The sequence below is a fragment of the Microbacterium sp. NPDC055455 genome (genome assembly GCF_053619935.1).
In genome coordinates this window covers 558,147-583,814 of record NZ_JBSHLB010000002.1, presented here as the reverse complement: position 1 = coordinate 583,814, position 25,668 = coordinate 558,147, and the positions used below count along the sequence as shown (strand labels likewise).

24 protein-coding genes are annotated in these 25,668 nt (G+C 71.4%); 19 read left to right on the top strand and 5 right to left on the bottom strand.

What is annotated here, in order from left to right; genetic code table 11:
• Positions 1-69 precede the first annotated feature (69 nt).
• The 7 genes from lepB (at position 70) to ACWGUG_RS09155 (ending at position 6,099) form a co-directional block, all read left to right on the top strand.
• Complete coding sequence (gene lepB, locus ACWGUG_RS09185; protein ID WP_336396940.1) at positions 70-846, top strand: signal peptidase I; 777 nt, start codon at positions 70-72, stop codon at positions 844-846.
• Entirely contained in the window at positions 843-1,502 is a 660-nt protein-coding gene (locus tag ACWGUG_RS09180) for a ribonuclease HII (RefSeq protein WP_336396941.1), read from the top strand. The genes lepB and ACWGUG_RS09180 overlap by 4 nt, the downstream gene beginning before the upstream one ends.
• Before the next feature lie 63 nt (positions 1,503-1,565).
• The gene (locus ACWGUG_RS09175; protein ID WP_159843786.1) at positions 1,566-1,889 is read left to right on the top strand and encodes a DUF2469 family protein; all 324 of its coding nucleotides are present in this window, start codon (positions 1,566-1,568) and stop codon (positions 1,887-1,889) included.
• A gap of 111 nt (positions 1,890-2,000) precedes the next feature.
• Positions 2,001-2,369, top strand: a complete 369-nt coding sequence (locus tag ACWGUG_RS09170; RefSeq protein ID WP_336396942.1) for a YraN family protein — start codon at positions 2,001-2,003, stop codon at positions 2,367-2,369.
• The gene (locus ACWGUG_RS09165; protein ID WP_452324479.1) at positions 2,366-3,889 is read left to right on the top strand and encodes a YifB family Mg chelatase-like AAA ATPase; all 1,524 of its coding nucleotides are present in this window, start codon (positions 2,366-2,368) and stop codon (positions 3,887-3,889) included. The genes ACWGUG_RS09170 and ACWGUG_RS09165 overlap by 4 nt, the downstream gene beginning before the upstream one ends.
• Positions 3,886-5,076, top strand: a complete 1,191-nt coding sequence (dprA, locus tag ACWGUG_RS09160) for a DNA-processing protein DprA (protein ID WP_452324478.1) — start codon at positions 3,886-3,888, stop codon at positions 5,074-5,076. Before ACWGUG_RS09165 ends, dprA begins: the two co-directional genes overlap by 4 nt.
• 117 nt (positions 5,077-5,193) lie before the next feature.
• Positions 5,194-6,099 carry a tyrosine recombinase XerC gene (locus ACWGUG_RS09155; RefSeq protein WP_452324477.1) on the top strand — a complete coding sequence of 302 codons (906 nt, stop codon included), beginning with the start codon at positions 5,194-5,196 and terminating at the stop codon, positions 6,097-6,099.
• A 33-nt stretch (positions 6,100-6,132) separates the two neighbouring features.
• Here ACWGUG_RS09155 and ACWGUG_RS09150 read toward each other — a convergent pair whose 3' ends face one another.
• Complete coding sequence (locus tag ACWGUG_RS09150; RefSeq protein WP_452324476.1) at positions 6,133-6,672, bottom strand: murein hydrolase activator EnvC family protein; 540 nt, start codon at positions 6,670-6,672, stop codon at positions 6,133-6,135.
• A gap of 351 nt (positions 6,673-7,023) precedes the next feature.
• Between ACWGUG_RS09150 and rpsB the strand changes: the two genes are divergently transcribed.
• From rpsB to ACWGUG_RS09105, 9 genes are all read left to right on the top strand, one after another.
• On the top strand, positions 7,024-7,929 hold the full coding sequence (gene rpsB / locus ACWGUG_RS09145; RefSeq protein ID WP_452324475.1) for a 30S ribosomal protein S2: 906 nt from the start codon (positions 7,024-7,026) through the stop codon (positions 7,927-7,929).
• A 105-nt stretch (positions 7,930-8,034) separates the two neighbouring features.
• Positions 8,035-8,862 (top strand): translation elongation factor Ts, encoded by an 828-nt coding sequence (gene tsf / locus ACWGUG_RS09140; RefSeq protein ID WP_336396948.1) that lies wholly within the window; start codon positions 8,035-8,037, stop codon positions 8,860-8,862.
• Between the two features lie 84 nt (positions 8,863-8,946).
• Entirely contained in the window at positions 8,947-9,666 is a 720-nt protein-coding gene (gene pyrH, locus ACWGUG_RS09135) for a UMP kinase (RefSeq protein WP_336396949.1), read from the top strand.
• Between the two features lie 48 nt (positions 9,667-9,714).
• A complete protein-coding gene (gene frr, locus ACWGUG_RS09130) occupies positions 9,715-10,269 on the top strand; it encodes a ribosome recycling factor (RefSeq protein ID WP_336396950.1) in 555 nt (184 codons plus the stop codon).
• Between the two features lie 9 nt (positions 10,270-10,278).
• Positions 10,279-11,385, top strand: coding sequence for a phosphatidate cytidylyltransferase (locus ACWGUG_RS09125; RefSeq protein WP_452324474.1), 1,107 nt, complete (start codon positions 10,279-10,281; stop codon positions 11,383-11,385).
• Entirely contained in the window at positions 11,382-11,945 is a 564-nt protein-coding gene (locus ACWGUG_RS09120; protein ID WP_336396952.1) for a DivIVA domain-containing protein, read from the top strand. The genes ACWGUG_RS09125 and ACWGUG_RS09120 overlap by 4 nt, the downstream gene beginning before the upstream one ends.
• A 58-nt stretch (positions 11,946-12,003) precedes the next feature.
• Positions 12,004-12,741 carry an aggregation-promoting factor C-terminal-like domain-containing protein gene (locus tag ACWGUG_RS09115; protein WP_452324473.1) on the top strand — a complete coding sequence of 246 codons (738 nt, stop codon included), beginning with the start codon at positions 12,004-12,006 and terminating at the stop codon, positions 12,739-12,741.
• Positions 12,742-12,744: 3 nt separating this feature from the next.
• A complete protein-coding gene (locus ACWGUG_RS09110) occupies positions 12,745-13,029 on the top strand; it encodes a hypothetical protein (RefSeq protein WP_452324472.1) in 285 nt (94 codons plus the stop codon).
• Complete coding sequence (locus tag ACWGUG_RS09105; RefSeq protein WP_336396955.1) at positions 13,030-13,758, top strand: alpha/beta hydrolase; 729 nt, start codon at positions 13,030-13,032, stop codon at positions 13,756-13,758.
• A 22-nt stretch (positions 13,759-13,780) separates the two neighbouring features.
• On the opposite strand, the gene ACWGUG_RS09100 is transcribed toward ACWGUG_RS09105, so the two are convergent.
• Positions 13,781-14,848 carry an AI-2E family transporter gene (locus ACWGUG_RS09100; RefSeq protein ID WP_336396956.1) on the bottom strand — a complete coding sequence of 356 codons (1,068 nt, stop codon included), beginning with the start codon at positions 14,846-14,848 and terminating at the stop codon, positions 13,781-13,783.
• A 174-nt stretch (positions 14,849-15,022) separates the two neighbouring features.
• Here ACWGUG_RS09100 and ACWGUG_RS09095 point away from each other — a divergent pair, with 174 nt between their 5' ends.
• Both ACWGUG_RS09095 and ACWGUG_RS09090 read left to right on the top strand, forming a co-directional pair.
• Entirely contained in the window at positions 15,023-16,942 is a 1,920-nt protein-coding gene (locus ACWGUG_RS09095; RefSeq protein ID WP_452324471.1) for a glycosyl transferase, read from the top strand.
• Positions 16,939-17,883, top strand: coding sequence for a tetratricopeptide repeat protein (locus tag ACWGUG_RS09090; protein ID WP_452324470.1), 945 nt, complete (start codon positions 16,939-16,941; stop codon positions 17,881-17,883). Before ACWGUG_RS09095 ends, ACWGUG_RS09090 begins: the two co-directional genes overlap by 4 nt.
• 39 nt (positions 17,884-17,922) lie before the next feature.
• Here ACWGUG_RS09090 and glgB read toward each other — a convergent pair whose 3' ends face one another.
• The 3 genes from glgB to glgX all read right to left on the bottom strand — a co-directional run bounded on the left by glgB (position 17,923) and on the right by glgX (position 24,365).
• Complete coding sequence (gene glgB / locus ACWGUG_RS09085; protein ID WP_452324469.1) at positions 17,923-20,100, bottom strand: 1,4-alpha-glucan branching protein GlgB; 2,178 nt, start codon at positions 20,098-20,100, stop codon at positions 17,923-17,925.
• Positions 20,097-22,181, bottom strand: a complete 2,085-nt coding sequence (locus ACWGUG_RS09080; protein ID WP_452324468.1) for a maltotransferase domain-containing protein — start codon at positions 22,179-22,181, stop codon at positions 20,097-20,099. The genes glgB and ACWGUG_RS09080 overlap by 4 nt, the downstream gene beginning before the upstream one ends.
• A gap of 96 nt (positions 22,182-22,277) precedes the next feature.
• The gene (gene glgX, locus ACWGUG_RS09075; RefSeq protein ID WP_452324535.1) at positions 22,278-24,365 is read right to left on the bottom strand and encodes a glycogen debranching protein GlgX; all 2,088 of its coding nucleotides are present in this window, start codon (positions 24,363-24,365) and stop codon (positions 22,278-22,280) included.
• 109 nt (positions 24,366-24,474) lie between these two features.
• Between glgX and ACWGUG_RS09070 the strand changes: the two genes are divergently transcribed.
• On the top strand, positions 24,475-25,659 hold the full coding sequence (locus ACWGUG_RS09070; protein WP_452324534.1) for a cysteine desulfurase family protein: 1,185 nt from the start codon (positions 24,475-24,477) through the stop codon (positions 25,657-25,659).
• The last annotated feature ends 9 nt before the right edge of the window (positions 25,660-25,668 follow it).

The following is a 25,668-nucleotide window of genomic DNA, read 5'->3' as shown; positions in this document are numbered from 1 at the left end:
GCGGCGGCGCGGAATGTGCGACCCTTGAACACGGGCCGCCGCGACCGACGGCGCCTGCGAAGGAACTCCATGACGACCGAGAAGTCGGCTCCTGCCGAACCGGCGCCCGGGCCCGAGAACGCGGCAGCCCTGCAGCCGCGGCGTCGCGGCTGGCTGACCTTCCTGCGCGACGTGATCGTGATCGTCCTGATCGCTGTGCTCGTCTCGCTCGTCGTGAAGACCTTCCTGGTGCGGTCGTTCTACATCCCCTCCGGATCGATGGAGGACACCCTCCACGTCAAGGACCGCATCCTCGTCGACGAGATCACCCCGCGATTCGGCGAGTACGAGCGCGGCGACATCGTCGTCTTCCGCGACCCGGGCGGCTGGCTGCCGCCGAGCACCGAGCCCGCGCGCCCGCCCGTGGTCGAGGGGATCGAGTGGGTGCTGTCGCTGGTGGGGCTCGCAGCGCCCGACAGCGACGACCACCTGGTGAAGCGGATCATCGGCGTCCCCGGCGACCACGTGGTCTGCTGCAACGCCGCCGGTCAGATCACGATCAACGACGTCGCGATCGACGAGACCGACTATCTGAAGCTGCCGACGGGGGAGGCCGCGGCGTCCGGCGACGCCTTCGATGTCGTCGTCCCCGAGGGAAGCCTCTGGGTGCTGGGCGACAACCGCTATCGCTCGAAGGACTCGCGGTACAACACCGAGCAGCCGGGCAAGGGATTCGTGCCGATCGACAACCTCGTCGGCCGCGCGTTCCTCGTGACGTGGCCGTTCGACCGGTTCGGCCCGCTGGACTTCCACCACGAGGTCTTCGCGAGCGTGCCGAGCCCGGCCGCGGAGGGCAGCGGGCGGTGACCGTCGCGGAGCCTCGGCTCACGCTCGAGCGCCGCCTCCTGCGGGAGCACGCTCTCGTCATCGCGTTCGACGAGGTCGGGCGGGGCGCGCTGGCCGGACCGGTGGCCGTCGGCGCGGCCGTGATCGACCCCGCGCGCTCCCGCAAGCGGATCCCGCAGGGCCTGCGGGACTCCAAGCTCGTCCCCGAGCCCAAGCGCGCCGACGTCGCGGCCCGCGCGGCGGCATGGGTCGCCTGCAGCGCGGTGGGCTGGGCGAGCTCCGAGGAGGTCGACGAGATCGGCATCATCCGGGCGCTGGGACTCGCGTCGGTCCGGGCTCTGGCCGACCTCCGGGCGCACGGCGTGGTGCCCGAGGAGAGCATCGTGATCCTCGACGGGAACTACGACTACATCACCCCCGCCGGCGCGTGGGGACTGACCGTCCGGCCCGTCGTCAAGGCCGACCGCGACTGCGCCTCGGCGGCTGCGGCATCCGTCATCGCCAAGGTCGCACGCGACCGGCTGATGACCGATCTCCACGACGAGCTGCCCGCGTACAACTGGGCGCGAAACAAGGGCTATGCCAGTCCGGATCACCGCGAGGCGATCCGTCTGCACGGCATCAGCAGGCATCATCGCGCCTCGTGGTCGATCGCGGACGCGCCGACCCTCTTCTGAGGGTGTTCGCCTCGCGCGGACCGGACATCGAGCCTGCCCCGGCGCCCATAGGATGGAGGCACCATGGATGACGAGGTCTTCGAAGACTATGACCGCGAGCTCGAACTGGCGCTCTACCGCGAGTATCGCGACGTGGTCTCGCAGTTCCAGTATGTGATCGAGACGGAACGGCGCTTCTACCTCGCGAACGAGGTCAACGTCGTCCGGCGAGACACCGAGCACGACTTCTACTTCGAGATCTCGATGTCCGACGTCTGGGTGTGGGACATCTACCGCGCAGACCGGTTCGTCAAGGCCGTGCGGGTGCTCACCTTCAAGGACGTCAACGTCGAAGAGCTCTCGCGCCGCGACTTCCACCTTCCGGAAGAGCTCTCGCTCGACAGCTGAGCCCCGCGGCGGCTCCTCCCCAGCCCGGCGATTCCCGCCGGCAGCCGGCGTTCTGAACGGATGCCTCCCTCCGCCGCCCGCGCACGCGGGACCGTGCGCGAGCATGCCGTCATGGCAGACAAGGACGTGCTCGGGCGCGCCGGCGAGGATCGCGCAGCCCGCTACTTCGAGGAGCTGGGCTATACGGTCCTCGCCCGCAACTGGCGTTCGCGAGAGGGTGAGCTCGACCTCGTCGTCGCGGACGCGCGCGCCGTGGTCGCCGTCGAGGTCAAGACGAGACGCGGGGAGGACTTCGGGCACCCCTTCGAGGCGATCGACGCGCGCAAGCGGGCGCGGCTGTGGCGGCTCGCCGTCGCCTTCGTGGCAGCGAACCGGGATGCCGTCCAGGGGCGCCGTCTCCGCATCGATGCGATCGGACTGACCGGCGCCGTCCCCGAGCACGCCCGGCTCGAGCATCTCGTCGACGTGGAGGTGCCGTGAGCGTCGCGCGCACCTGGGCGGTCGCCCTCGTGGGCGCCGAGGGCGAGTGCGTCGAGGTGGAGGCCGACCTGTCGAAGCAGACGCCGGAGTTCCGCATCATCGGCCTTCCCGACAAGGCGCTGGGCGAGGCGGTGCAGCGCGTGCACAACGCCTGCGCGAACAGCCGCACGCCGCTGCCGCGACGCCGGCTCACGGTGAACCTCTCACCGGCCAGCCTTCCCAAGCAGGGATCCGGATTCGACGTGGCCATCGCGATCGCGTGCCTGGCGACCGAATCGTCGATGGACGCCGCGTCGGTCGCCGGCACGGTGCACATCGGCGAGCTCGGGCTGGACGGTCGGCTGCGTCCCGTCGTGGGCGTGCTGCCCGCCGTCGTCGCGGCACGCCGCGCCGGGCATCGCCGCGTCGTGGTGCCTCACGCGAACGGCGCCGAGGCGGCCCTCGTCGACGGCATGGAGGTGCTCGCCGCGGTGAATCTGGCTCAGGTCGTGGCGTGGCACGGCGGCGACGTCGAGGTCCCCGACGACGAGCCGGTCGCCGTCACCGACGACGACCCGCCCGCCGAACCCGCTCCCGAGCTCGCGGAGGTCATCGGCCAGCGCGACGCGGTCGAGGCCCTGATCGTCGCCGCCGCCGGGGGTCACCACCTGCTGATGTGCGGCCCGCCCGGCGCCGGCAAGACCATGCTCGCGCGGCGGCTGCCGGGGATCCTCCCCGAGCTCGACGACGAGGCTGCCCTCGCCAGCGCGTCGATCCGCAGTCTCGCCGGAGCCCGGGTGGTCGAGTTGTCGCGCACGCCGCCGTTCGAGGCGCCCCACCACAGCGCGAGCATCGCGGCGCTGGTCGGCGGCGGCACCCGGTTGATCCGGCCCGGTGCGATCGCCCGCGCGAGCGAGGGCGTGCTCTTCCTCGACGAGGCGGGCGAGTTCGCCGCCAGTGCACTGGACGCGCTGCGTCAGCCGCTGGAGTCGGGCGCGATCACCATCCACCGCGCGGGGGCCTCCGCGAGCTACCCGGCGCGCTTCCAGCTCGTGCTGGCGACCAACCCGTGCCCGTGCGGCGACTACGGCATCCGCGGCGGGACCTGCACGTGCCCGCCGGCGGCCATCCGCCGGTACCTCGGCAAGCTGTCCGGTCCGCTGCGCGATCGCATGGACATCGAGCTGACCCTCACCCGTGTGTCCGTCGCGCAGCGTGACCTCGGCCCGGCGATGTCCAGCGCGGCGGCCCGGGAACGCGTGAAGGACGCCCGGGCCCGGGCGCGACGACGGCTGGAGGGCACGCCATGGCGTGTCAACGCCGACGTTCCGGGAACCTGGCTCCGCGAAGGACCCTCGGCGCCGCCGCCGGCCGTGCGTCGACCGCTGGACGCGGCGCTGCACCGCGGCGCACTCACCCTCCGGGGGTACGACCGGGTGCTCCGCGTGGCATGGTCGCTCGCCGACATCGACGGACGCCCCCAGCTGGGCGGCGAGCACGTCGGTCGCGCCCTCTATCTGAAGAAGGGATTGGCCCCGTGAACGGAATCGACCTCAGCCCGCGTGCCTCCCGCCGGGCACTCGCGCCGCTGGGACGCGAGACATGCGACGACGAGGACGCCCGCGAACGCCACGCCACCGTCGTCTGGTGCCTGCTCACCGAGCCGGGTGACTCCGTGGCGCGCAGGGTCATCGCGGCGTGCGGCGCCGCGGACGGCCTCGAGGCGGTCCTCGCCGGCGACCCCGTCCCGGCCCTCACGCCGCGGGAGCTGGCCGACGGCCGCAGACGCTGGCTTCCCCGTCTCTCGTCCGAGGCGGTCGGTGACGCGGTGCGCACCGCGGCGGCACGCGGCGTCCAGCTCGTCACGAGAGGCGATCCCGACTGGCCCGATCCGATCGACGACCTCGGCGACCACGCTCCGCTGTGCCTGTGGGTCCGCGGCGACGCCACGGCGCTGCGCCGGCTCACCCCCTCGGTGGCGATCGTCGGGGCCCGGGCGGCCACGGGGTACGGCGACCATGTCGCGATGGAGCTGGCCTCCGAGCTCGCAGCGCGCGGTGTCGCGGTGGTCTCCGGGGGCGCCTACGGCATCGACGGCGCGGCCCATCGCGCCGCTCTCACGGCCGGCGGACTGACCGTGGCCCTCCTCGCCGGTGGCGCCGATCGTGCGTACCCCGCCGGGCACACGCAGCTGATCGACGACATCGCCCGTTGCGGTGGCGTCGTGATGAGCGAGGTGCCGTGCGGCTCGGCGCCGACGAAGTGGCGATTCCTGCAGCGCAATCGCCTGATCGCCGCTCTCGCGGGGGCGACCGTCGTCGTCGAGGCCGGGTGGCGCAGCGGATCCCTGAACACGGCGGGCCACGCCGCCGCGCTGTCACGGCCGCTCGGCGCCGTCCCCGGCCCGATCACCTCGGCGGCGTCGGCCGGCGCGCTGCGCCTCATCCGCGAGTACGGAGCCGAGTGCATCACCGGTGCCGACGACGTCTGCGAGATGCTGGGGCTCAGCGCGCACGCGAACGGCGCGGCGTCCGCGGACGGCTACACCGACGACACCACGCGCGTGCAGGACGCCCTGAGCAGCCGGGTGTGGCGCAGCGTCGATGAGATCGCGCGGCGCGCAGGGATGGCGCCCGACGCCGTCGAGCCGTGCCTGGGCATGCTGGCGCTGGCCGGGGAGGCCGAAGCGGGCGCGAGCGGATGGCGGCGTCCGCCCGGCGGCCGATGACGACCGGGTGCGCGCGAGGGCACCAGACCCGCCGCCGTCCAGCGATCGGGGCCGCCGCGCGCCGCGAGAGGTGCGTCGTACTGCGACGCCGAGGCGTTCCGGGCGCAAGCTGGGGGAGTGGAGATCTCGGAGGCGGCCGACGCGTACCTGCACCACCTGGCCGCCGTGCGCCGCCTCGCGCCGGCCACCGTGCGGGCCTACCGATCCGACCTTGCAGGCCTCGCCGAGGCCTGCGGCGACGCGGAACTCGCCGCGGTCGACCTCGAGCAGCTCCGGGAGTGGCTGTGGCGGGCCGTCCAGCGCGGCGACAGCCGCGCGACCATCGCGCGGCGCACGGCCGCCGTGCGCGGCTTCTTCGCGTGGGCGGCGGAGGAGGGCGCGATCGCCGCGGACCCGAGCCTGCGGCTGGTCGCCCCGAAGCGCGGGCGCACGCTGCCGAAGGTTGCGACCGTCGACGCGCTGAACGGCGTGCTGCTGCGCCTGCAGACGGCCGCCGCGGACGGCGACCCGGTCGCCCTGCGCGACCACGCCGTCCTGGAACTGCTGTACGGGGCGGCGGTGCGGGTGTCGGAGCTGTGCGGGCTCGATGTCGACGACCTCGATCGGGAGCGCCGGACGCTGCGCGTCCTGGGCAAGGGGTCGAAGGAGCGGGTCGTGCCGTTCGGCCTGCCGGCGCTGCGGGCGGTAGAGGCGTACCTGGTGCGCGGTCGGCCGGCGCTCCTCGCCCGCGGCGCGACGGACGCGGCGGCATCCGCCCTCTTCCTCGGTGTGCGGGGTGCGCGCCTCGGATCACGCGCGGTCTTCGACCTCGTGTCGCGCGAGTTGGGCCCCGAGATCGGAGCCGGTGCAGGTCCGCACGCACTGCGGCACTCGGCGGCCACGCATCTGCTCGACGGGGGCGCCGACCTCCGCGCGGTGCAGGAGATGCTGGGCCACGCGAGCCTCGGCACGACGCAGATCTACACGCACGTGTCGAGCGAGCGCCTCGCGGCCTCGTACCGCCTCGCGCACCCCCGCGCATGAGCGGCGACCACCCGGCCGGCTGAGCGCCGCAGCTCAGCAGCACGGGAGCAGCACGGCGCGCGGCACACCGCCGAGCAGCACGAGCGGGTTGACGTACTCGCCGCCCAGTCGCACGCCGAAGTGCAGGACGCCCGGCTCGACGTGTCCGCCGGTGGCCAGCACGCCGACAGGAGCGGATGCCGCCACGGGCGTCCCCGCGACGAGCTCGGAGGCGACGGGCTCGAGCGTGGAGACGAGGCCGTCGCCGTGGTCGATCGTCACCACCGGTCGCCCCGCCACCTGACCCGAGAACGCGACGACCCCCGGGGCGGGAGCGATGACGGGGTCGTCGTCGAGCGGACGCAGATCGACCCCGCGATGGCCAGGCCCGTACCGGTGGGGCGGGGCGACGAACAGCCTCCCCAGCCGGAACGGCGCGACCGGCCATTGCCATCCCCGTGACACCGCCACCGAACCGCCGTCCCCGGCGGGGAGCGGGTCGGCGCGGCGGGCGCCTGCGGCGGGCGTCGGCCCGCCCGCGACGAGGAGGAGGGCCGCGGCGACGCCGACCGCGCGGGTGCCGGCTGCTCTCATGCCCTCGACTCTGCGCCGCTCCGGGAGCCGATCACGCGGGAGGGACGAGAGACGTGGAGAACCGCGGTGAGGGCGACATGGGGGAGGAGGGGCGGTGGGGTCGCCTGCTGATACACTGGAGGCCGCACTCCGCCTGTCGGAGTGACTCCGCGTGCCCAGAGCGCTGCGATCCGGTCTCCGGTCCCCGAGGTCTCCGAGGGGCAGCAGCGCGGCATCCCATCCCATCGGTCCCCGTGAACGCCTGAGTGCGAGCGCGGGGCGGGAGAGAGCCGGGCGCCAGGCCCGCCGGCACCACACCGGCGAGAGAACAACCGCAAGCAGGCGCAACAGCGCCGGAACAGGAGAACGGCCATGGCCGTCGTCACCATTCGCCAGCTGCTCGACAGCGGCGTCCACTTCGGACACCAGACCCGCCGGTGGAACCCGAAGGTCAAGCGCTTCATCCTCACGGAGCGCAGCGGCATCCACATCATCGACCTCCAGCAGTCGCTGACGTACATCGACAAGGCGTACGAGTTCGTCAAGGAGACGGTCGCGCACGGCGGCACCATCCTCTTCGTCGGCACCAAGAAGCAGGCGCAGGAGGTCATCGCCGAGCAGGCGACCCGCGTCGGCCAGCCCTACGTCAACCAGCGCTGGCTGGGCGGTCTGCTCACGAACTTCTCGACCGTGTCCAAGCGCCTCGCGCGCATGAAGGAGCTCGAGGAGCTCGACTTCGAGGACCCGGCGGCGAGCGGCTTCACCAAGAAGGAGCTCCTCCTCAAGAAGCGCGAGCTCGACAAGCTCCACAAGTCGCTCGGCGGCATCCGCAACCTGCAGAAGACCCCCTCGGCCATCTGGGTCGTCGACGCCAAGCGCGAGCACCTCGCGATCGACGAGGCGTCCAAGCTCGGCATCCCGGTGATCGGCATCCTCGACACCAACGCCGACCCCGACGAGTTCCAGTACCCGATCCCCGGCAACGACGACGCGATCCGCTCGGTGGGCCTGCTCACCCGCATCATCGCCGACGCCGCCGCGGAGGGCCTCATCCAGCGCCACCAGCCCAGCGACGAGGCCGCCGACGCCGAGCCGCTGGCCGACTGGGAGCGCGAACTGCTCGAGCAGGGCGCTCCGGTCGAGACCGAGGCCGCCGCCGTCGAGACCGCCGCGACCGAGTCTGCCTCGGACGAGGCCGGTGCGGAGGCAGCCGAGGCCGCTGAGGCTCCCGAGGCCGCTGAGGCTCCCGAGACCGCCGAGGCGACCGCCGCCGAGTAAGGCTCGCACACGCACTCCGCCTCGGCGGGATCGCCCTGGCCGCACGGCCGGACGGTCCCGCCGAGGCATCCACGAGAAGTCACACACATCAAGGAGCCGCCACCCATGGCAAACTTCACGATCGCCGACATCAAGGCGCTGCGCGAGCAGCTCGGCACGGGCATGGTCGACACCAAGAAGGCGCTCGAGGAGGCCGACGGCGACCTCGAGAAGGCCGTCGAGATCCTCCGCCTCAAGGGCGCGAAGGGCAACGCCAAGCGCGCCGACCGCTCCACCAGCGAGGGCCTCGTCGCCGCGAAGGAGGTCGACGGTCAGGTCACGATCATCGAGCTCAACACCGAGACCGACTTCGTCGCGAAGAACGACCGCTTCATCGCGCTGGCCGAGAAGGTCCTCGACGCCGCCGCCGCCGCGCACGCCGACTCGGCCGAGGCCGCCCTCGCCGCGTCCGCGGGCAGCCAGACGGTCGCCGAGCTCATCTCGGACGAGGCCGCCATCATCGGCGAGAAGGTCGAGCTGCGTCGCGTGGACACGCTGTCCGGCGACAAGTTCGAGATCTACCTCCACCGCACCAGCAAGGACCTGCCGCCGCAGGTCGGCGTCGTCCTCGCCTACTCGGGCGACGACGCCGAGACGGCGCGCAGCCTCGCGCAGCACATCTCGTTCGCGAACCCGACGTACCTGTCGCGCGACGAGGTGCCCGAGGCCGAGGTCGAGAAGGAGCGCGAGATCGTCACCGAGATCTCGCGCAACGAGGGCAAGCCCGAGGCCGCCCTCCCGAAGATCGTCGAGGGACGCGTCAACGCGTTCTTCAAGCAGGTCTCGCTGCTGGACCAGGACTACGCGAAGGACAACAAGCTGTCTGTCGCGCAGGTCGCCAAGGACGCAGGGCTCACCCTGACGGGCTTCGCCCGCTACAAGGTCGGCGCCTGATCATCTGAGAAGGCCCGCATCGGCAATCCGATGCGGGCCTTTTCTCATGCCCTTCGGTAGTTTGTCGTAGACGAGAGGACCACAGTGATCAACGAGAACACCGGGCGCCGGCGCGTCCTTCTGAAACTGTCCGGTGAGGCGTTCGGCGGGGGGCAGCTCGGAGTCAACCCCGATGTGGTCAGCCAGATGGCGCGGGAGATCGCCGCCGCGGTCGACCGCGTCGAGATCGCGGTCGTCGTCGGCGGCGGCAACTTCTTCCGCGGGGCCGAGCTCAGCCAGCGCGGGATGGACCGTGGCCGCGCGGACTACATGGGGATGCTCGGCACGGTCATGAACGCGCTGGCGCTGCAGGACTTCCTCGAGCAGGCGGGGGCCGCGACACGGGTTCAGTCGGCGATCTCCATGACGCAGGTCGCCGAGCCGTACATCCCGCGGCGGGCCGAGCGCCACATGGAGAAGGGCCGCGTCGTGATCTTCGGCGCCGGCGCCGGCCTGCCGTACTTCTCCACCGACACCGTCGCCGCGCAGCGTGCGCTCGAGATCGACGCGCAGGAGGTCCTCGTCGCCAAGAACGGCGTCGACGGGGTGTACACGGCTGATCCGAAGAAGGATGCCACGGCGACGCGCATCGACCGCATCACCTACCTCGACGCGCTGCAGCGGGGTCTGAAGGTCGTGGACTCGACGGCGTTCAGTCTGTGCATGGACAACCGGATGGATATGCGGGTGTTCGGGATGGAGCCGGCCGGCAACGTCACGCGGGCGCTGCTCGGCGAGTCCATCGGCACGCTCGTCACGGCGTGACGGCCCGCCGATACACTTGACGAGCCCCATCAACGCGAAGGAGACACTGTGATCGCGGACGTCTTGGCCGATGCCCGAGCGCGCATGGACCGCGCCGTCGAGGCTGCGAAGGAGGACTTCGCGACGGTGCGCACCGGCCGCGCGAACCCGCAGCTGTTCCAGAAGGTGCTCGTGGACTACTACGGCACCCCCACGCCCCTCGCGCAGCTCGCCTCGATCAACAACCCCGAGGCGCGCACGCTCATCGTCACCCCGTACGACAAGTCGGCGCTGAAGGCCATCGAGCAGGCCATCCGCGACATCCCGAACCTCGGCGTGAACCCGACGAACGACGGCAACCTCGTGCGGGTCACGATGCCGGAGCTCACCGAGGAGCGCCGCAAGGAGTACGTCAAGCTCGTGCGCAGCAAGGGCGAGGACGCGCGGGTGCACGTGCGCGGCATCCGCCGCAAGACGAAGGACGACATCGACTCGCTCAAGGGCGAGGTCGGCGACGACGAGCTCGCCCGGGGCGAGAAGGAGCTCGACGCACTCACGCGCTCGCACGTCGATGAGATCGACGAGGCGCTCAAGCGCAAAGAGGCAGAGCTGCTCGAGGTCTGAGCCCCGCGCATGACCGACCCCTCCGATCCGCTCGCCGGTGAGCCGGCCGCGCCGCTGACCCGGCGCGAGGCCGAGGAGCTCCGGCGCGCCGCCGACGCGCAGCGTGCGCACGACGCGCAGCGTGCGCACGACGCGCAGCCGGCGCACGACGCGCAACGCGCGCACGACCCGCACGAGCCCGCCCTCCAGGCGCACCTGCGCGCCGCGCGAAGCGAGCTGGAGAGCCAGGTCGAGCGGGCGAGAGCGGACTTCGAGGTGGCGAACGAGCGCATCAAGGAGCGCACGGGCCGTGACCTCATCGTGGCGACCCTGATCGGCCTGGCGATCGGCGCCGTGCTGATCGCATCGCTCCTGTTCGTCAAGTGGGCCTTCATCGGCTTCGCGCTCGGCGCGGCGCTGCTGGCGGTGTTCGAGTTCTCGCGCGCGCTCATCGTCAGCGGCCGCCGCGTCGACGTCGTCCCGCAGCTGATCGCGACGACGGTCGTGGTCGTCTCGGCGTACTTCGTGGATCCGTGGTCGCTGTGGTTGCTGCTCTTCGTGGCACTGGCCTTCGTCGTCGTGTGGCGTCTCGTGGCGCAGATGGCCGCGCACGACGGCCGCGCCTACGACGCCGTCCTCGGCGACGTCCTGATCGCGTCGCTCCTGCAGCTGTACGTCGCGTTCCTCGGCAGCCTGTGCGTCGTGCTGCTGAGCCAGGACCGCGGCGAGTACTGGGTGCTGTCGTTCATCATCGTTGCCGTCGCCGCCGACACCGGGGCGTACGTGGCGGGCATCACGATGGGCAAGCACCCCATGGCGCCGCGCATCAGCCCGAAGAAGACCTGGGAGGGCTTCGCCGGCGCGGCAGCCGCGGCGATCCTCGCGGGCGTCATCGCCGGCATCTTCCTCCTCGGGATCACCTGGTGGATGGGCGTCGTGTTCGGCATCCTGATCCTCGTCACCGCGACCATCGGCGATCTCGGGGAATCGATGATCAAGCGCGACCTCGGCATCAAGGACATGAGCTCGTGGCTTCCCGGCCACGGCGGCGTCCTGGACCGGCTCGACTCGATCCTCCTGTCGGTCGTCGCGGCTCTGGGCCTGTACTACCTCTTCACCCCGCTGGTGGCTTCATGACGACGTCCGATACGAGTGCCCGCACCGCCTTCCCCGAGGCGCACGGACGCGAGAAGGGCTACGACAAGCAGCCGGTCGACGAGTTCCTCGCCCGCGCCCGCACCTCCTTCGAGCAGGGCACGGACGACCTGAGCTCGGCCGACATCCGCCAGGCCGCCTTCCCGCTCGTGCGGCACGGCTACGCGATCGCGTCGGTGGATGCCGCGCTCGGCCGCATCGAGGACGCCTTCGCGGCTCGCGAGCGTTCGACGGCGGTGGCCGAAGCGGGTGTGCAGGCGTGGGTGGGTCACACGCGCGAACTCGCGCAGGAGGTGCTGGACCGGCTGTCGCGCCCGCCCCAGCAGCGTTTCGACCGCGTGTCGGCGCTGCGATACGGCTACCGCGTCTCCGAGGTGGACCTCGTGACCGACAAGCTCGCCCGCTACCTCGAGACGGGTGAGTCCGTCACCGTCGAACAGGTGCGCTCGGTCGCCTTCCGTATGCAGCGCGGCGGCTACCGCGAGACCCAGGTGGATGCCGTCCTCGACGCGGTCGTCGAGGTGATGCTCGCCGTCAAATGACGGACGGCGGCCGGGCTGATGGCACGGCACGGCGGGCGTGTGCGAGAATCGGGGCACTGTGACTTCTGGAAACGAGCTGCACCCGACCCGGCGCGCCCGTCGTCAGGAGGTGTCGCCCCGGACCAGGACGCCTGCCGCGCCGACGCGCAGGGCCCCGACACCCGACCCCCGCTGGTCGCGACGACGCGGGGTCCTCGGCGCGTTCGCGGCTTTCGCGGTCCTCGGGTTCGTGGTGGCGTACATCGGGCCCACCGGACTAGCCCTCGCACAGGCGAGCGTCGATGACGACACCACGGTGTCGCTGTACGCGAGCGGCCTGGGAGACGTGCAGCGCATCGAAGGCGACGACGAGGCGGCGCCTGTCGAGCCGGCGGTCCTCGATCGCGGCAACTACACCGTCTATGTGAAACCGAAGCCGACACCCACGCCGACGGTCCGGGCGGCCTCGTCGAACGCAGGCACGGGGTGGCGGCCTCCGTTCGCGACCCCCGATCCCGGCACCGCCCAGGCGATCGCGTACGACATGGTCCTGGCGCGAGGCTGGGGCGACGACCAGTTCGCGTGCCTCGTGGCGCTGTGGAACAAGGAATCCGGGTGGCGGGTCAACGCCTACAACGCCAGCAGCGGCGCGTACGGCATCCCGCAGGCGCTGCCCGGGACCAAGATGGCCACGGCGGGCGCCGACTGGGAGACCAACCCCGCCACGCAGGTCACCTGGGGCCTGGGCTACATCGGCGGCCGCTACGGCACGCCGTGCGGCGCGTGGGACCACTCGCAGCGCACAGGCTGGTACTGAGCCGTGCCGCGGTCCCATCGCCGTCGGCACCCTGGGAGCGGCGACGCCTCCTTCGAGCGCCTGCTCGCGGGCTGGAAGCGCACCGAGGTGCGTCGCGGGGTCGAGTGGACGGTGCAGCCGGTGTCGGCAGCACAGGCGCAGAAGCCGTACACCTGCCCGGGCTGCGGCGGACAGATCGACATCGGGGTGGCGCACCTCGTGACCTGGCGCGCGGACGGGGTGCTCGGCGACGCGGCCGACCTGGCGGCCCGGCGGCACTGGCATCAGCACTGCTGGAAGGTGGCTTGAGTGGAGATCCGCGGACCGATGCTGCTGCCCGCCCGGCGCGAGGACATCGAGCTCGAGACGCTCGACGGCCTGACGCTGGTGGGCGAACTCGCACTGCCCGAGACGCGCGATCCGGTGGCGACGCTGGTGACGTTGCATCCGCTTCCCACCGCCGGTGGCTTCATGGACTCGCACATCCTGCGCAAGGCCGCGGGGCGCCTTCCCGCCCTCGCCGACCTCGCGGTGCTGCGGTTCAACACGCGCGGCACGACCTCGCCGCGGGGCACGAGCGAGGGGGCCTTCGACGGCGGCCGCGCAGAGGCCTTCGACGTCGCGGCGGCCATGGACTTCGTCCACGCCCGGGGGCTGCCGCGGCCCTGGCTCGTCGGCTGGTCGTTCGGCACCGAGCTCGCCCTCAAGTACGGCCGTGACCATGCGGTCGAGGGTGCGGTGCTGCTCTCGCCGCCGCTGCATCGGGCTACCGACGCCGAGGTCGCGGCGTGGTCGGGTGACGAGCGGCGGCTGATCGTGCTGGTGCCGGAGTTCGACGACTACCTGCGACCGGATGCCGCGGCCCAGCGCTTCTCCAGCGTGCCCGACGCAGTCCTCATTCCGGTCGAGGGCGGAAAGCACCTGTGGGTGGGGGAGAACCAGACGCGGCGCGTGCTCACCGAGATCGTCGCGGCGATCAACCCCGACGCGCTTCCGCTGCCTGGCCAGTGGAACGGCCCGATCGTCGCCGACGGCTGACCCGATCGGGTCGCGCGCGGCGTCATCTCTCGTTCTGACGCGGGATCACGACCTGGCGGTAGATGATGAGGATGCTCGCCGCGACCGGGATGGCCACGAGCGCGCCCAGCAGGCCCAGCAGGGAGCCGCCGGCGAGTGCCGCGATCACCACGACGGCGCCCGGCACGGACACCGCACGGCCCATGATGCGCGGCGCGATGACGTAGGCCTCGATCTGCATGTAGATCAGGTAGTAGATCGCCGCGATGAGCGCTGTCGTGGGGGAGCCGACGACGAGGCATGTCAGCACGATGATCGTCGAACCGGTGAGCGTGCCGACGAGAGGGATGAGCGAGAAGAAGAAGGCGATCACGGCGAGCACCGCAGGGAAGGGCGCGTCGATGATCGACAGGAAGATCGCGCTCAGGACGCCGTTGATGACGCCGAGCGCCGCCTGGCCGATGACGAAGTACCCGACCGAGTCGGTGATCTGCTCGCCGAGGTCCATGAAGCGCGCGCGCTTGGATGCCGGGACCAGCTGGTAGACCGCACGCTTCAGGTTCGGCGTGGAGGCGGTGAAGTAGATGGTGAGGATGAGCACGATGAACGCGCCCGCGAATCCGGCGAGGAGGGCGCCCACGATGGCGATGATGCTCCCGCCCACCTCAGAGCCGATCGCGCCGACGTCCAGCGAGGCGTACCAGTCCTCGATGTAGGTCCAGACCTCGTCGACGTTCAGCGCCGGGAACACGGTGTGCAGCCAGTCCTGGATCGCACCGACGGGGTCGTCGAACATGCCGTCCTCGGCGAGCTCTTGGATGGCCACCACGAGCTGCCCGATCTGCTGCACGATGACCGGCACGATCATCAGCACGATGCCGGCGAAGGCGGCGAGGACCCCGAGGATCGTGATGAGCACCGCCGCCCACCGCGGCAGCCTGCGTCGTTCGAGCCACTCCACGATCGGGTCGAGGCCCAGCGAGAGGAACAGGGCCGTGCCGACGTACAGCAGGATCGTCTGGAGGTTCTGGATGCTCCCGATGAGAAGCAGCCCGAGACCGACGCCGAGGGTGGCGAGCAGCGCGGTGCGGAACGGGTTGTGCAGCTTCATCGAGATCCCCTCCCATCGACGACCGCCGATGCACCAGTCCGCTAAGGATACGCATTCGCGGGCCCTGGACCCGGGAACGGCACCTCCCACGCGCCTCACAGGTCGTGTTCGCTAGTCTGAAATGTCGAATCGAAGGGTGCGGAGTGTCCGCGCACCCCGGAAAGGTGTTTCTTCGTGCGTTTCGTGTGGGCCGTGGCGGCCTTCGTGCTCGCCACCGTGATGATCGGGGCGGGCATCGCCCAGCGGACGATCTTCCAGGGACCCCGGACCGAGACGGCGGCGATCTCGGTCGAGGACGAGGCTCCCTACCTCCTCATCGACGGCGCCGTGCTCAATCAGCTGCCCGGCACCCAGACGCTGCGCGCGCAGGGGGAGGGCGAGCTCTTCGCCTCCTACGGCCGCACCGCCGACATGCAGGCCTGGCTCTCGGATGCCGAGTACACGCACGTCACGCTGGGCGATGAGGGAGTGCTCGACTCGACGCTGGTCGAGCCGGCTCCCGATGCCGTCGCCCCCGACGACGAGGCCGCCGCCGAAGACGCAGCCACCGACGAGGCCGCCGCTGACGAGGCGGCCGCCGCAGACGCGGCGGACGATGCCGCGGCGGACGATGCCGCGGCGGATGACGCGGCTGCCGAGGAAGCGGCGACCCCGGGGCGCAGCCCCATCGGGTCGGACCTCTGGCTCGACGAGTACCAGCAGACCGACCTCCTCATCGCCCCGCTGCAGCTCCCGGAGGGCATGAGCGTGCTCGTCGCGGCGGACGGCACGGCACCGGCACCCGACCGGGTGACGGTGACCTGGCCGCTGCAGACGTCCACCCCCTGGGCGGGCCCGCTCATCGTGTTCGGCGGCCTCCTCATGGCCGTCGGCGTCTTCCTCTACATCCTCGGCATCCGCCACGCCCGGCGGAAGCGCGGGCCGCGCCGCAAGGGGCTTCCGCTTCCGGTGACCGAGCCGATCAACATCGCCATCACCGATCCCGACGGCAAGGGCGTCATCAGCAACGGCCAGGCCACGACGCGCCGGGCCGTCTCCAGCGGTCGCCGCGCGTTCGCCGTCGTGCCGGTCGTCGCGGTCTCCGCGCTGCTGTTCAGCGGCTGCTCCGCCGACGCCTGGCCGCAGTTCGCGGCGTCGCCGACGCCGTCCCCGACCGCGACGGTGATCGCGCCCGAGGGGCAGCAGGCGCCCGCTGTGACCAAGGCGCAGGCGGAGCGCATCCTCACCCGCATCGCGGCGACGGTCGCGGACGCGGATGCCGCGATGGACGGCGATCTCGCCGAGACCCGTCTCGAGGGCGCGGCCCTGGCCGCGCGAGACACGAACTACAAGCTGCGCTCGGCGATCGCCGACTACGCGGTTCCCGCACCGATCCTCGCGAAGCCGCTCGAGATCATTCTTCCCCAGGCGTACGACGGCTGGCCGCGCTCGGTCATCGCCGTCGCCGACGACGAGGAGTCGAAGACCTCGAGCATCATGGTCATGACCCAGAAGGACGCCTGGGCCGACTACAAGCTGTCGTACATCGCCAGCCTCGAAGCCTCGACGACGCTTCCCGACCTCGCACCCGCCTACATCGGGGCGCCGCAGGTGGAGCCTGATTCGCCGTTCCTGCTTCTCGCGCCCGACCAGGTCGCCGCGGCGTACTCCGACGTGATCAACAAGGGTGAGGACAGCGAGTTCTACGACCTCTTCGAGGTCGAGGGCGACCAGCTCCGCGCCAGCATCACCGCCGATCGTCAGCGACGCCTCGATGAGTTCAACAAGACCGCGTCCTCCACGGGAAGCCTCACATTCAGCTCGGCTCCCGGGCCGCAGGCGCCGTTCGCGCTGCAGACGGTCGAGAGCGGAGCGATCGTGGCGGTCAACGTCAACGAGATCGACACCGTGAAGCCGACGAACGAGGATGCCGTGATCAAGGTCGACGGCAACCTGACCGTCAAGTCGCTGGCCGGCGTCGACCAGTCCGCGACCGGCTTCGCCACGACGTTCAGCGATCAGGTCTTCTTCTACGTGCCCGGCCCGGGCTCCAGCGAGAAGATCCGCCTGCTGGGCTACTCGTCCGACATCCTCGATGCGAAGGTTCTCTCGTGACCGATCCCACCCTGGGCGCCGCGGTGCGCGGCGCCGTCGATCTCTCGGCTCTCCGCAACCGCCCCACGACCGGCGCTCCCGATGGCGAGCAGGCCGCCGACGGCGCCGGTGGAGTCGTCGTGCCGTCCCTCGTGCTCGACGTCACCGACGAGACCTTCCCGCAGGTGCTCGAGCTGTCGCGCACCGTTCCCATCGTGATCGACCTGTGGGCCGAGTGGTGCGGACCGTGCAAGCAGCTGAGCCCCGTGCTCGAGCGCGTCGTGACCGAGCTGGGCGGCCGCCTCGTCCTGGCGAAGGTCGACGTCGATGCGAACCCGCAGCTGTCGCAGGCCTTCCGGGCGCAGTCCATCCCCATGGTCGTCGCGCTCGTCGGCGGCCAGCCGGTCCCGCTGTTCACCGGCGCGGTGCCCGAGCAGCAGGTCCGCGAGGTGTTCGCACAGCTGCTCCAGCTCGCCGCGCAGAACGGCGTGACGGGCACGGTCTCCGTCGACGGGGAGCGCGCGGAGGAGGCGCCTGCCGAGCCGCCCCTGCCGCCGCTCCACGCGGAGGCCTTCGACGCGATCGAGGCGGGCGACTACCCCCGCGCGATCGCGGCGTACGAGAAGGCTCTCGCCGAGAATCCGCGCGACGCGGAGGCGCGCGCGGGACTGGGGCAGGTGCGCCTCCTCGACCGCGTGCAGGGCCTCGATCTGCAGGCGGCCCGCGCCGCGGCGGCCGCTGCACCGACGGACGTCGCCGCGCAGCTCGCGGTCGCCGACCTGGACGTCGCCGGCGGGCACGTCGAGGACGCGTTCGGCCGCCTCCTGGACCTGTTCGCCCAGCTTCCGTCGGACGCGCGCACGCCGGTGCGGGAGCGGCTCCTCGAGCTGTTCGCCCTCATCGGCGACGGTGATCCCCGCGTCATCGCGGCCAGGGGTCGCCTGGCGTCGCTGCTCTTCTGAGCAGCCCCGGCGCCGGGAGCCCCGGCGCCGAGGGCGAGGTCAGCCCTGCGTCGGCGAGGGGATGTGCGCCTGCGTTCCGTGACGCAGCCAGAGCACGCCCAAGGGCGGCAGCACCAGTGAGGCGCGGCCTCCTGCGCCCGCATGCACGACGCCCAGGTTGCCGACCCCGGATCCGCCATATGCCTCGGCGTCGGTGTTGAGGATCTCGTGCCACACCCCGCTCTCGGGCAGGTCGAGCTCGTACGAGCCGATCGTCGAGCCCGAGAAGTTCGCCACGACGACGACGGTGTTCCCGTGCCAGTCGCGCCGTGCGAACGCGATGACGTTGGGGTTCCACTGCGGGCCGCCGAGCCGCGCGAAGGCGGCGCCGTCGCTGTCACGCGCCCAGAGCGCGGACTGGTCGCGGTAGACCCGGTTGAGCGTGCCCACGAAGTACTGCAGCTGGGCGTGCGCCGGCTGGTCCAGCAGCCACCAGTCGAGGGAGCGACCCTCGGACCATTCCGAAAGCTGCCCGAACTCCTGTCCCATGAACAGCAGCTGCTTGCCCGGGTGCCCCCACATGTAGGCCAGGAACGCCCGCATGTTCGCCAGCTGCTGCCAGTGATCGCCTGGCATCCGGCCGAAGAGGCTGCCCTTGCCGTGGACCACCTCGTCGTGGCTGATCGGGAGGACGTAGTTCTCGCTGAAGGCGTAGACGAACGAGAACGACATCTCGCCCTCATGGTGGGAGCGGTAGAGCGGATCGCGCGCGATGTACTGCAGCGAGTCGTTCATCCAGCCCATGTTCCACTTGAACCCGAAGCCGAGACCGGCCTGGCTGGTCGGGGCGGTGACGCCGGGGAAGCTGGTCGACTCCTCGGCGATCATCGCGATGCCCGGGTAGCGCTTGTAGGCGGTGGCGTTGACCTCCTGCAGGAAGCGGATGGCCTCGAGGTTCTCACGCCCGCCGTGCACGTTGGGCGCCCATTCGCCCTCGTTGCGGGAGTAGTCGAGGTAGAGCATCGAGGCGACGGCATCCACCCGCAGACCGTCGACGTGGAACTCCTCGAACCAGTACAGGGCATTGGCGACGAGGAAGTTGCGGACCTCGTTGCGGCCGTAGTCGAAGATGTACGTGCCCCAGTCGCGGTGCTCGCCGCGCCGCGGATCCGGGTGCTCGTACAGGGCCTCGCCGTCGAAGCGGGCGAGCGCGAAGGCATCCTTCGGGAAGTGGCCGGGGACCCAGTCCATGATCACCCCGATGCCCGCCTGGTGCAGGCGGTCGATCAGGTAGCGCAGGTCGTCGGGGTCGCCGTACCGGCTCGTCGGCGCGTAGTACCCGGTGACCTGGTAGCCCCAGGAGCCGCCGAACGGATGCTCGGCGAGGGGGAGGAACTCCACGTGGGTGAATCCCTGCCCGGTGACGTAGTCGATCAGCTGGTCCGCGGCATCCCGGTACGACAGGCCCTGCCGCCAGCTGCCGAAGTGCAGCTCGTAGACCGACATCGGCCGCGACACCGGGGTGGTCTTCGCGCGCTGCGCGAGCCACGCGTCGTCGCCCCACGTGTACGAGGAGCGAGTGACGACGGATGCCGTCGCCGGCGGCACCTCGGCGAACCGCGCCATCGGGTCGGCCTTCAGCACCCACTGCCCGTTGCGGCCGAGCAGCTCGAACTTGTAGGCGGTGCCCTGGCCGATGCCGGGGACGAAGAGCTCCCAGACGCCGCTGTCGCCCATGGAGCGCATCGAGTGGCCCTGTCCGTCCCAGCCGTTGAAGTCGCCGACGACCCGGACGGCGCGGGCGTTGGGGGCCCACACGGTGAACGCCGTGCCGGATGCGCCCTCGTGGTCGCGCTCGTGCGCGCCCAGGACGCGCCAGAGCTCCTCATGCCGGCCCTCGCGGATCAGGTGGAGATCGAGCGCGCCGATCGTGGGGGAGTGCCGGTAGGGATCCTCGGCGACGTAGTCCGGGCCGTCCTCGTATCCGGCGACGAGCTGATATCGGCCCGGCGCCCCGGTGCGCGTCCCCTCCCAGATCCCGGCGCGGACATGCTCGAGGGGAACCCGCGTGCCGTCCGCGAAAACGGCCGTCACGCTCCGCGCCAGAGGTCGCCGCGTACGCACGATCCAGGTTTTCGTGCCCTCGGCATCCGTGTCGGGGTGGATGCCGAGCACGGCGTGCGGGTCGTGGTACGAGCCGGTGGCGACGGTGTCGAGGAGCTCGTCGGAGGGCATCATCGGGACTCCTTCACGTGGAGGATGTGGACCGGCTCGGTGAACGCGTCGAGCATCACGAAGTTGTGATCCGACCACGTCCACGTCGCGCCGGTGACGAGGTCCTCGACCTCGTACGGAGTGCCCGGCTCGACTCCCCACACGCGGGTGTCGAGGTGGACCATCGTCTGACGCACCGAGTGGGGGTCGGTGTTGACCACGACGATGACGGTGTCGCTGCGTCCGTCGGGGGACACCGCCGCATCCAGGTGCTTCGCGTAGACCAGGATGGCGTCGTCGTCGCTCCAGTGGACGCTGAGGTTGCGCAGCTGCCGGAGCGCGGGATGGGCGCGCCGGATCTCGTTGAGCCTGGTCAGGAAGGGCGCCAGCGAGTCGCCCCGCTCGACGGCACCCGCCCAGTCGCGGAACTTGTACTCGTACTTCTCGTTGTCGATGTTCTCTTCCGACCCCGGCCTGGCGACGTTCTCGTAGAGCTCGTAGCCCGCGTACACGCCGTACGTCGGGGCGGCCGTCGCCGCGATGGCGGCGCGGATCCGGTACGCCGGACGGCCGCCGTACTGGAGGTACTCCGTCAGGATGTCGGGCGTGTTGACGAAGAGGTTCGGGCGGAGGAAGTCGGCGGTCTCGTGGGCCAGCTGCGAGAGGAACTCCTCGAGCTCGGCCTTGGTGTTGCGCCACGTGAAGTACGTGTAGCTCTGCTGGAAGCCGGCCGATGCGAGGCTCTGCAGCGGAGCGGGCCTGGTGAAGGCCTCCGCCAGGAACACGACGTCGGGGTTCTCCGCGTTGACCGTCCGGATGAGCCACTCCCAGAACTGCAGGGGCTTCGTGTGCGGATTGTCCACCCGGAAGATGCGCACGCCCTGGGCCACCCAGTGCCGCACGATGCGCAGCACTTCGGCGCGGATGCCGGCGGGGTCGTTGTCGAAGTTGACCGGATAGATGTCCTGGTACTTCTTGGGGGGATTCTCGGCGTACGCGATCGAGCCGTCCGGAAGGGTCGTGAACCACTCGGGGTGCTCGGCGACCCACGGGTGGTCGGGTGCGGCCTGCAGTGCGAGATCCAGTGCGACCTCGAGGCCCTCGGCCCCGGCAGCCCGGACGAACGCCCGGAAGTCCGCGAGCCCGCCGAGGTCGGGATGCACCGCGTCGTGGCCCCCCGCCGCCGAGCCGATCGCCCAGGGGGACCCCGGGTCGCCGGGTCCGGCGTCGAGGGTGTTGTTCGGTCCCTTGCGGTTGAGCGTGCCGATGGGGTGGATGGGCGGCAGGTAGAGCACCTCGAACCCCATGGCCGCGACGCCCGGGAGCCGCTTGGCGGCAGTGCGGAACGTGCCGCTCTTGACGGTGCCGTCCTTGAGCCGGCGCGCGCCCTCCGAGCGCGGGAAGAACTCGTACCACGCGCCCACTCCGGCACGCTCGCGCTCCACGAGGAGTTCCAAGTCGTCCCCGAGCGTGACGAGCGACATGACGGGGCGTTGACGGAAGAAGCCGGCGATGGTGGCGTCGGTCACGATCTCCAGCGCGCCGGCGTCGTCGACGCCGGCGTCACGGAGCGACGCGGCAGCAGTCGCCAGCGCCTTCCGCTCCGCCGCCGGGCGGTCCTTCTCGGCGCGCGCACGGTCGAACAGGAGCGCCCCGATCTCGCGCATGAGCGCCGCATCCACCCCGGCGGCGATCTTGAGGGCGGCGGCGTGCTCCCACGTGGCGAACTCGTCGCCGAACGACTCGAACCGGAAGCGCCAGACGCCCTGCTCCAGCAGCGCGACCTCCGTCCGCCACCGGTCGAATCCGTCTTCGAGGGGGTCCAGGCGGTGCAGCGACTCGTCGCCGGAGGGCGAGAACAGGCGCAGCTGCACACCGATGCGGTCATGCCCCTCGCGGAACGACGTCACGACGAACGGGACGACCTCGCCTACGAACGCCTTCGGCCGGTAATCGCCCCACGGCACCGCCGGGGACGGCTTGGCGAGCGGGACCCGGCGCGACGCCGTGTCGGACTCCGGCTGCCGGGCGGGGACAGGGCGGACGGGAAGGGCTGCGGCGCTCCGCCACGGGCGGGGGCGCTCTGAGCGCGTCGACGTGACCACGAGTCGAACCTATCGCGCGCCCGTCGAACAGCACAGCGAGGTGACGACCGGCGCCGGATGCGGTAGCGTGCGTCCCCGCCGCGGGCGGGAGCTCGTCTACTCGGCGCGGAAGAGGCGCATGGACGTCCCGGGGAGCCGGACGATCTCGCCCGGCGCGTACGCGGTCTCCGTGGCCGCGGAGGGGACCTCGTCAGCGCTGGACCACAGCGACGTGAACCTCGTCACACCGTCGATGTCGGGCAGCGTCACATCGATCGGCCGCTCGGTCCCGTGCACCATGAGCAGCACGCGGTTGAAGCCCTCGAACTCCGGCGTCGAGGCCGCGACGTACTGGAGCGTCCGGTGCGCGGGGTCGGTCCAGCGCTCGCCCGACATCGTCCGGCCGTGCTCGTCGTACCACTCCATGACGGACGCCGACGGCGTGTGCTCGCCGAGACGGGCGAAGCGGCTCGGGCGAAGGGCCGGATTGTCCCGCCGCAGTCGCAGCAGGTGGCGCACGTGCGCGTAGAGGTCGCGCTGCCACGGCGCGTGCTCCCAGGACAGCCACGTGAGCATCGAGTCGTGGCAGTAGGCGTTGTTGTTCCCGCGCTGAGTGCGCGCGAACTCGTCGCCGGCGGTCAGCATCGGGACGCCGGCGGACAGCAGCAGGGTCCCCAGCAGGTTGCGCATCGCCTTGCGTCGCGTGGCCAGGATGGCCTCGTCGTCGGTGGGTCCTTCCGCGCCGTGGTTGAACGACCGGTTGGTGTCGGCGCCGTCGCGGTTCTGCTCGCCGTTCCCGTGGTTGTGCTTGACGTCGTACGACACCAGATCGCGCAGGGTGAAGCCGTCGTGCGCGGTGATGAAGTTGACGCCGGCGAGGGGGCCGCGCTCCTCGACGAAGGTGTTCGCGGATCCGGCGAGGCGGGTGGCGAATCCACCGACGCCGACCGGCGAGGTCGACGCGCGACGGGCGTAGTCGACGTCGCTGAGCCAGAAGTTGCGGACGCGGTCGCGGTAGCGGTCGTTCCACTCGCTCCAGCCTTCGCCGAAGCCGCCGGTCTGCCAGCCGCCCAGGCCGACGTCCCACGGCTCGGCGATCTTCTTCACGCCTTCGAGGGCGGGGTCGTCGAGGATCGCGCGCAGGAGCGGGTGATCGGGGGTGAACGTATGCGCCGCGTCGCGCCCCAGCGTCGCGGCGAGATCGAAGCGGAAGCCGTCGACCTGGACGTCGTCTGCCCAGTACCGCAGCGAATCCAGCACGAGCCGGGCCGCGGCATCCGTCGACGTGTCCAGCGAGTTGCCGCAGCCGGTCACGTCGATGTAGGCGCCGTCCGCCTGCTGCCGGTAGTAGGCGCGGTTGTCGATGCCCCGGAGGCTGGACCGCGGACCGCCGATGCCCTCTTCGGCGGTGTGGTTGTACACGACATCGAGGATGACCTCCAGGCCCGCCTCGTGGAGCAGCTTCACCATGCCCTTGAACTCGCGCAGCACCGCGTCGGGTCCCTGGCGGCGGGCGTCCTCGGTGGCGTACGCCGCGTGCGGCGTGAAGAAGTTCAGGGAGTTGTAGCCCCAGTAGTTGGTGAGGCCGTGCTGGAGGAGGCGGGGCTCCGTCGTGAAGGCGTGCACCGGAAGCAGCTGGATGCTCGTGACCCCGAGGTCGAGGAAGTGGTGCACCATCGCCGGGTGCGCAAGTCCCGCGTACGTGCCGCGCAGCGCGCCCGGGACATCCGGATGCCGCTTGGACAGGCCCTTGAGGTGTCCTTCGTAGATCACCGTGCGGTCCATGGGCACCCGCGGCTTGCTTGCGCCCGCCCAATCGAACGATCCGTCGACCACCGCCGATCGCCAGCCGTCGTAGCCCGTGCGCACGAGGCCCCGCGTGTACGGGTCGAGCAGGAGCGCGCCGTGATTGAACATGTTGCCCGGCCCCTGGGGGCCGTCGACGCGGATCGCGTAGCGCACGCCGGGGCGGAGCAGGGGAGAGGTGACCTCCCAGACGCCCCCTCCGACGTGAGCGAGGGGCTCGGTCGCGGTGATCCAGTCGAGGTCGGTGTCGTCGAAGATGACGAGATCCACTGCGTCCGCCGCTCCGGACCACACGCGCAGCCGGCCGCCCCCGGGCACGAGCACCACGCCCAGCCCGTCGAGCTCCGGGCTGAGCAGTCCCGGGACGGGAGGCGAGATGACGGACTCCGGGCTGACCATGCGGACTACGATAACCATGGTCGGAGTCGGGGATGTTACGGGACTCGGTCCCATGTCCTCCGGCACTCGGGCGCACGACGACCGCAGATCGATCGCGAAGGAGGTCCGCGTGCAGATCTACCTCGACCACGCCGCGACCGCTCCGCTGCGACCGGAGGTGCGCGAGGCCTGGATCGACGCCGCCTCGAGCGTCGGGAACGCCTCGTCGATCCACGGTGCCGGCCAGCACGCCCGGCGCCTGCTGGAGGAGGCGCGAGAGCGACTGGCGGCGGTCCTTGACGCCGACCCGATCGAGGTGGTGTTCACCTCGGGGGGCACCGAGGCCGTCAACCTCGCCGTCAAAGGCCTGTGGTGGGCTCGCGGCCCGGAGCAGGACTCCGTGGTGCTGCCCGACGCCGAGCACCACGCCACGCTCGATGCCGTGGCGTGGCTGCAGTCGCAGGGTGCGCACGTGCGCCACGTGGGCGTCGACGCCGAGGCGCGCATCCGCCTCGACGAGCTCGCCGCGCGCATGCCGGGGGCGGCGCTGGCGACCGGCCTGGTCGCGAACAACGAGTGCGGCACCGTCAACGACGCCGCCTCGATGTCGCGAGCGGCGCTCGACGCCGGGGTTCCCCTGCACCTGGACGCCGTCGCGGCCTTCGGTCACGTGCCGGTGTCGTTCCGTGCGTGGCGAGCGGATGCCCGGGGAAGGGCGGGCCTGGCAGCCCTGAGCGTCTCGGCGCACAAGATCGGCGGGCCCGCCGGCGTCGGCGCCCTCCTGGTCGCCCGCGGCGCCGAGCTCACCCCCCTCATTCACGGGGGAGGCCAGCAGCGGAGCCTCCGCCCCGGCACGCAGGACGTGCCGGGGGCCGTCGGCTTCGCGGTGGCGGCCGAGCTGGCCGAGGCCGAGCGCGAGGCCGAGGCGGGGCGGCTGGCCGCGCTGTTCGGACGGCTGGTGGGCGGCATCCGTCACTCGATCCCGGACGCGGTGCTGCTGGGCGACCCCGTCGACCGCATCCCCGGGAACGCGCATGTCCTGTTCCCCGGAGCATCGGGCGAGACGCTGCTCTTCCTGCTGGACGTCGCCGGCATCGCGGTCTCGACCGGGTCGGCGTGCCAGGCCGGCGTACCGGAGCCGTCGCACGTCGTGCGGGCGATGGGGCGGACGGATGCCGAGGCCCGGCAGGTGCTCCGCTTCACGATGGGTCGCACCACGGCCGACGAGGACATCGATGCGGTGCTGGCCGCACTGCCGGACGCGGTCGAGCGCGCCCGGGCCGCGTCCGGGTCCCGGTCAGGCTCGCGTTCGTAGACTGGACGC

Coding starts and splice junctions, on each gene's coding strand:
- glgB (WP_452324469.1), bottom strand. CDS start 20,100: ATGATGCCCTCCGACGAGCTCCTCGACACCGTCGCCACCGGCTCGTAC.
- tsf (WP_336396948.1), top strand. CDS start 8,035: ATGGCAAACTTCACGATCGCCGACATCAAGGCGCTGCGCGAGCAGCTC.
- ACWGUG_RS09175 (WP_159843786.1), top strand. CDS start 1,566: ATGGATGACGAGGTCTTCGAAGACTATGACCGCGAGCTCGAACTGGCG.
- glgX (WP_452324535.1), bottom strand. CDS start 24,365: ATGGTCAGCCCGGAGTCCGTCATCTCGCCTCCCGTCCCGGGACTGCTC.
- ACWGUG_RS09120 (WP_336396952.1), top strand. CDS start 11,382: ATGACGACGTCCGATACGAGTGCCCGCACCGCCTTCCCCGAGGCGCAC.
- ACWGUG_RS09125 (WP_452324474.1), top strand. CDS start 10,279: ATGACCGACCCCTCCGATCCGCTCGCCGGTGAGCCGGCCGCGCCGCTG.
- rpsB (WP_452324475.1), top strand. CDS start 7,024: ATGGCCGTCGTCACCATTCGCCAGCTGCTCGACAGCGGCGTCCACTTC.
- ACWGUG_RS09100 (WP_336396956.1), bottom strand. CDS start 14,848: ATGAAGCTGCACAACCCGTTCCGCACCGCGCTGCTCGCCACCCTCGGC.
- ACWGUG_RS09150 (WP_452324476.1), bottom strand. CDS start 6,672: ATGAGAGCAGCCGGCACCCGCGCGGTCGGCGTCGCCGCGGCCCTCCTC.
- ACWGUG_RS09170 (WP_336396942.1), top strand. CDS start 2,001: ATGGCAGACAAGGACGTGCTCGGGCGCGCCGGCGAGGATCGCGCAGCC.
- lepB (WP_336396940.1), top strand. CDS start 70: ATGACGACCGAGAAGTCGGCTCCTGCCGAACCGGCGCCCGGGCCCGAG.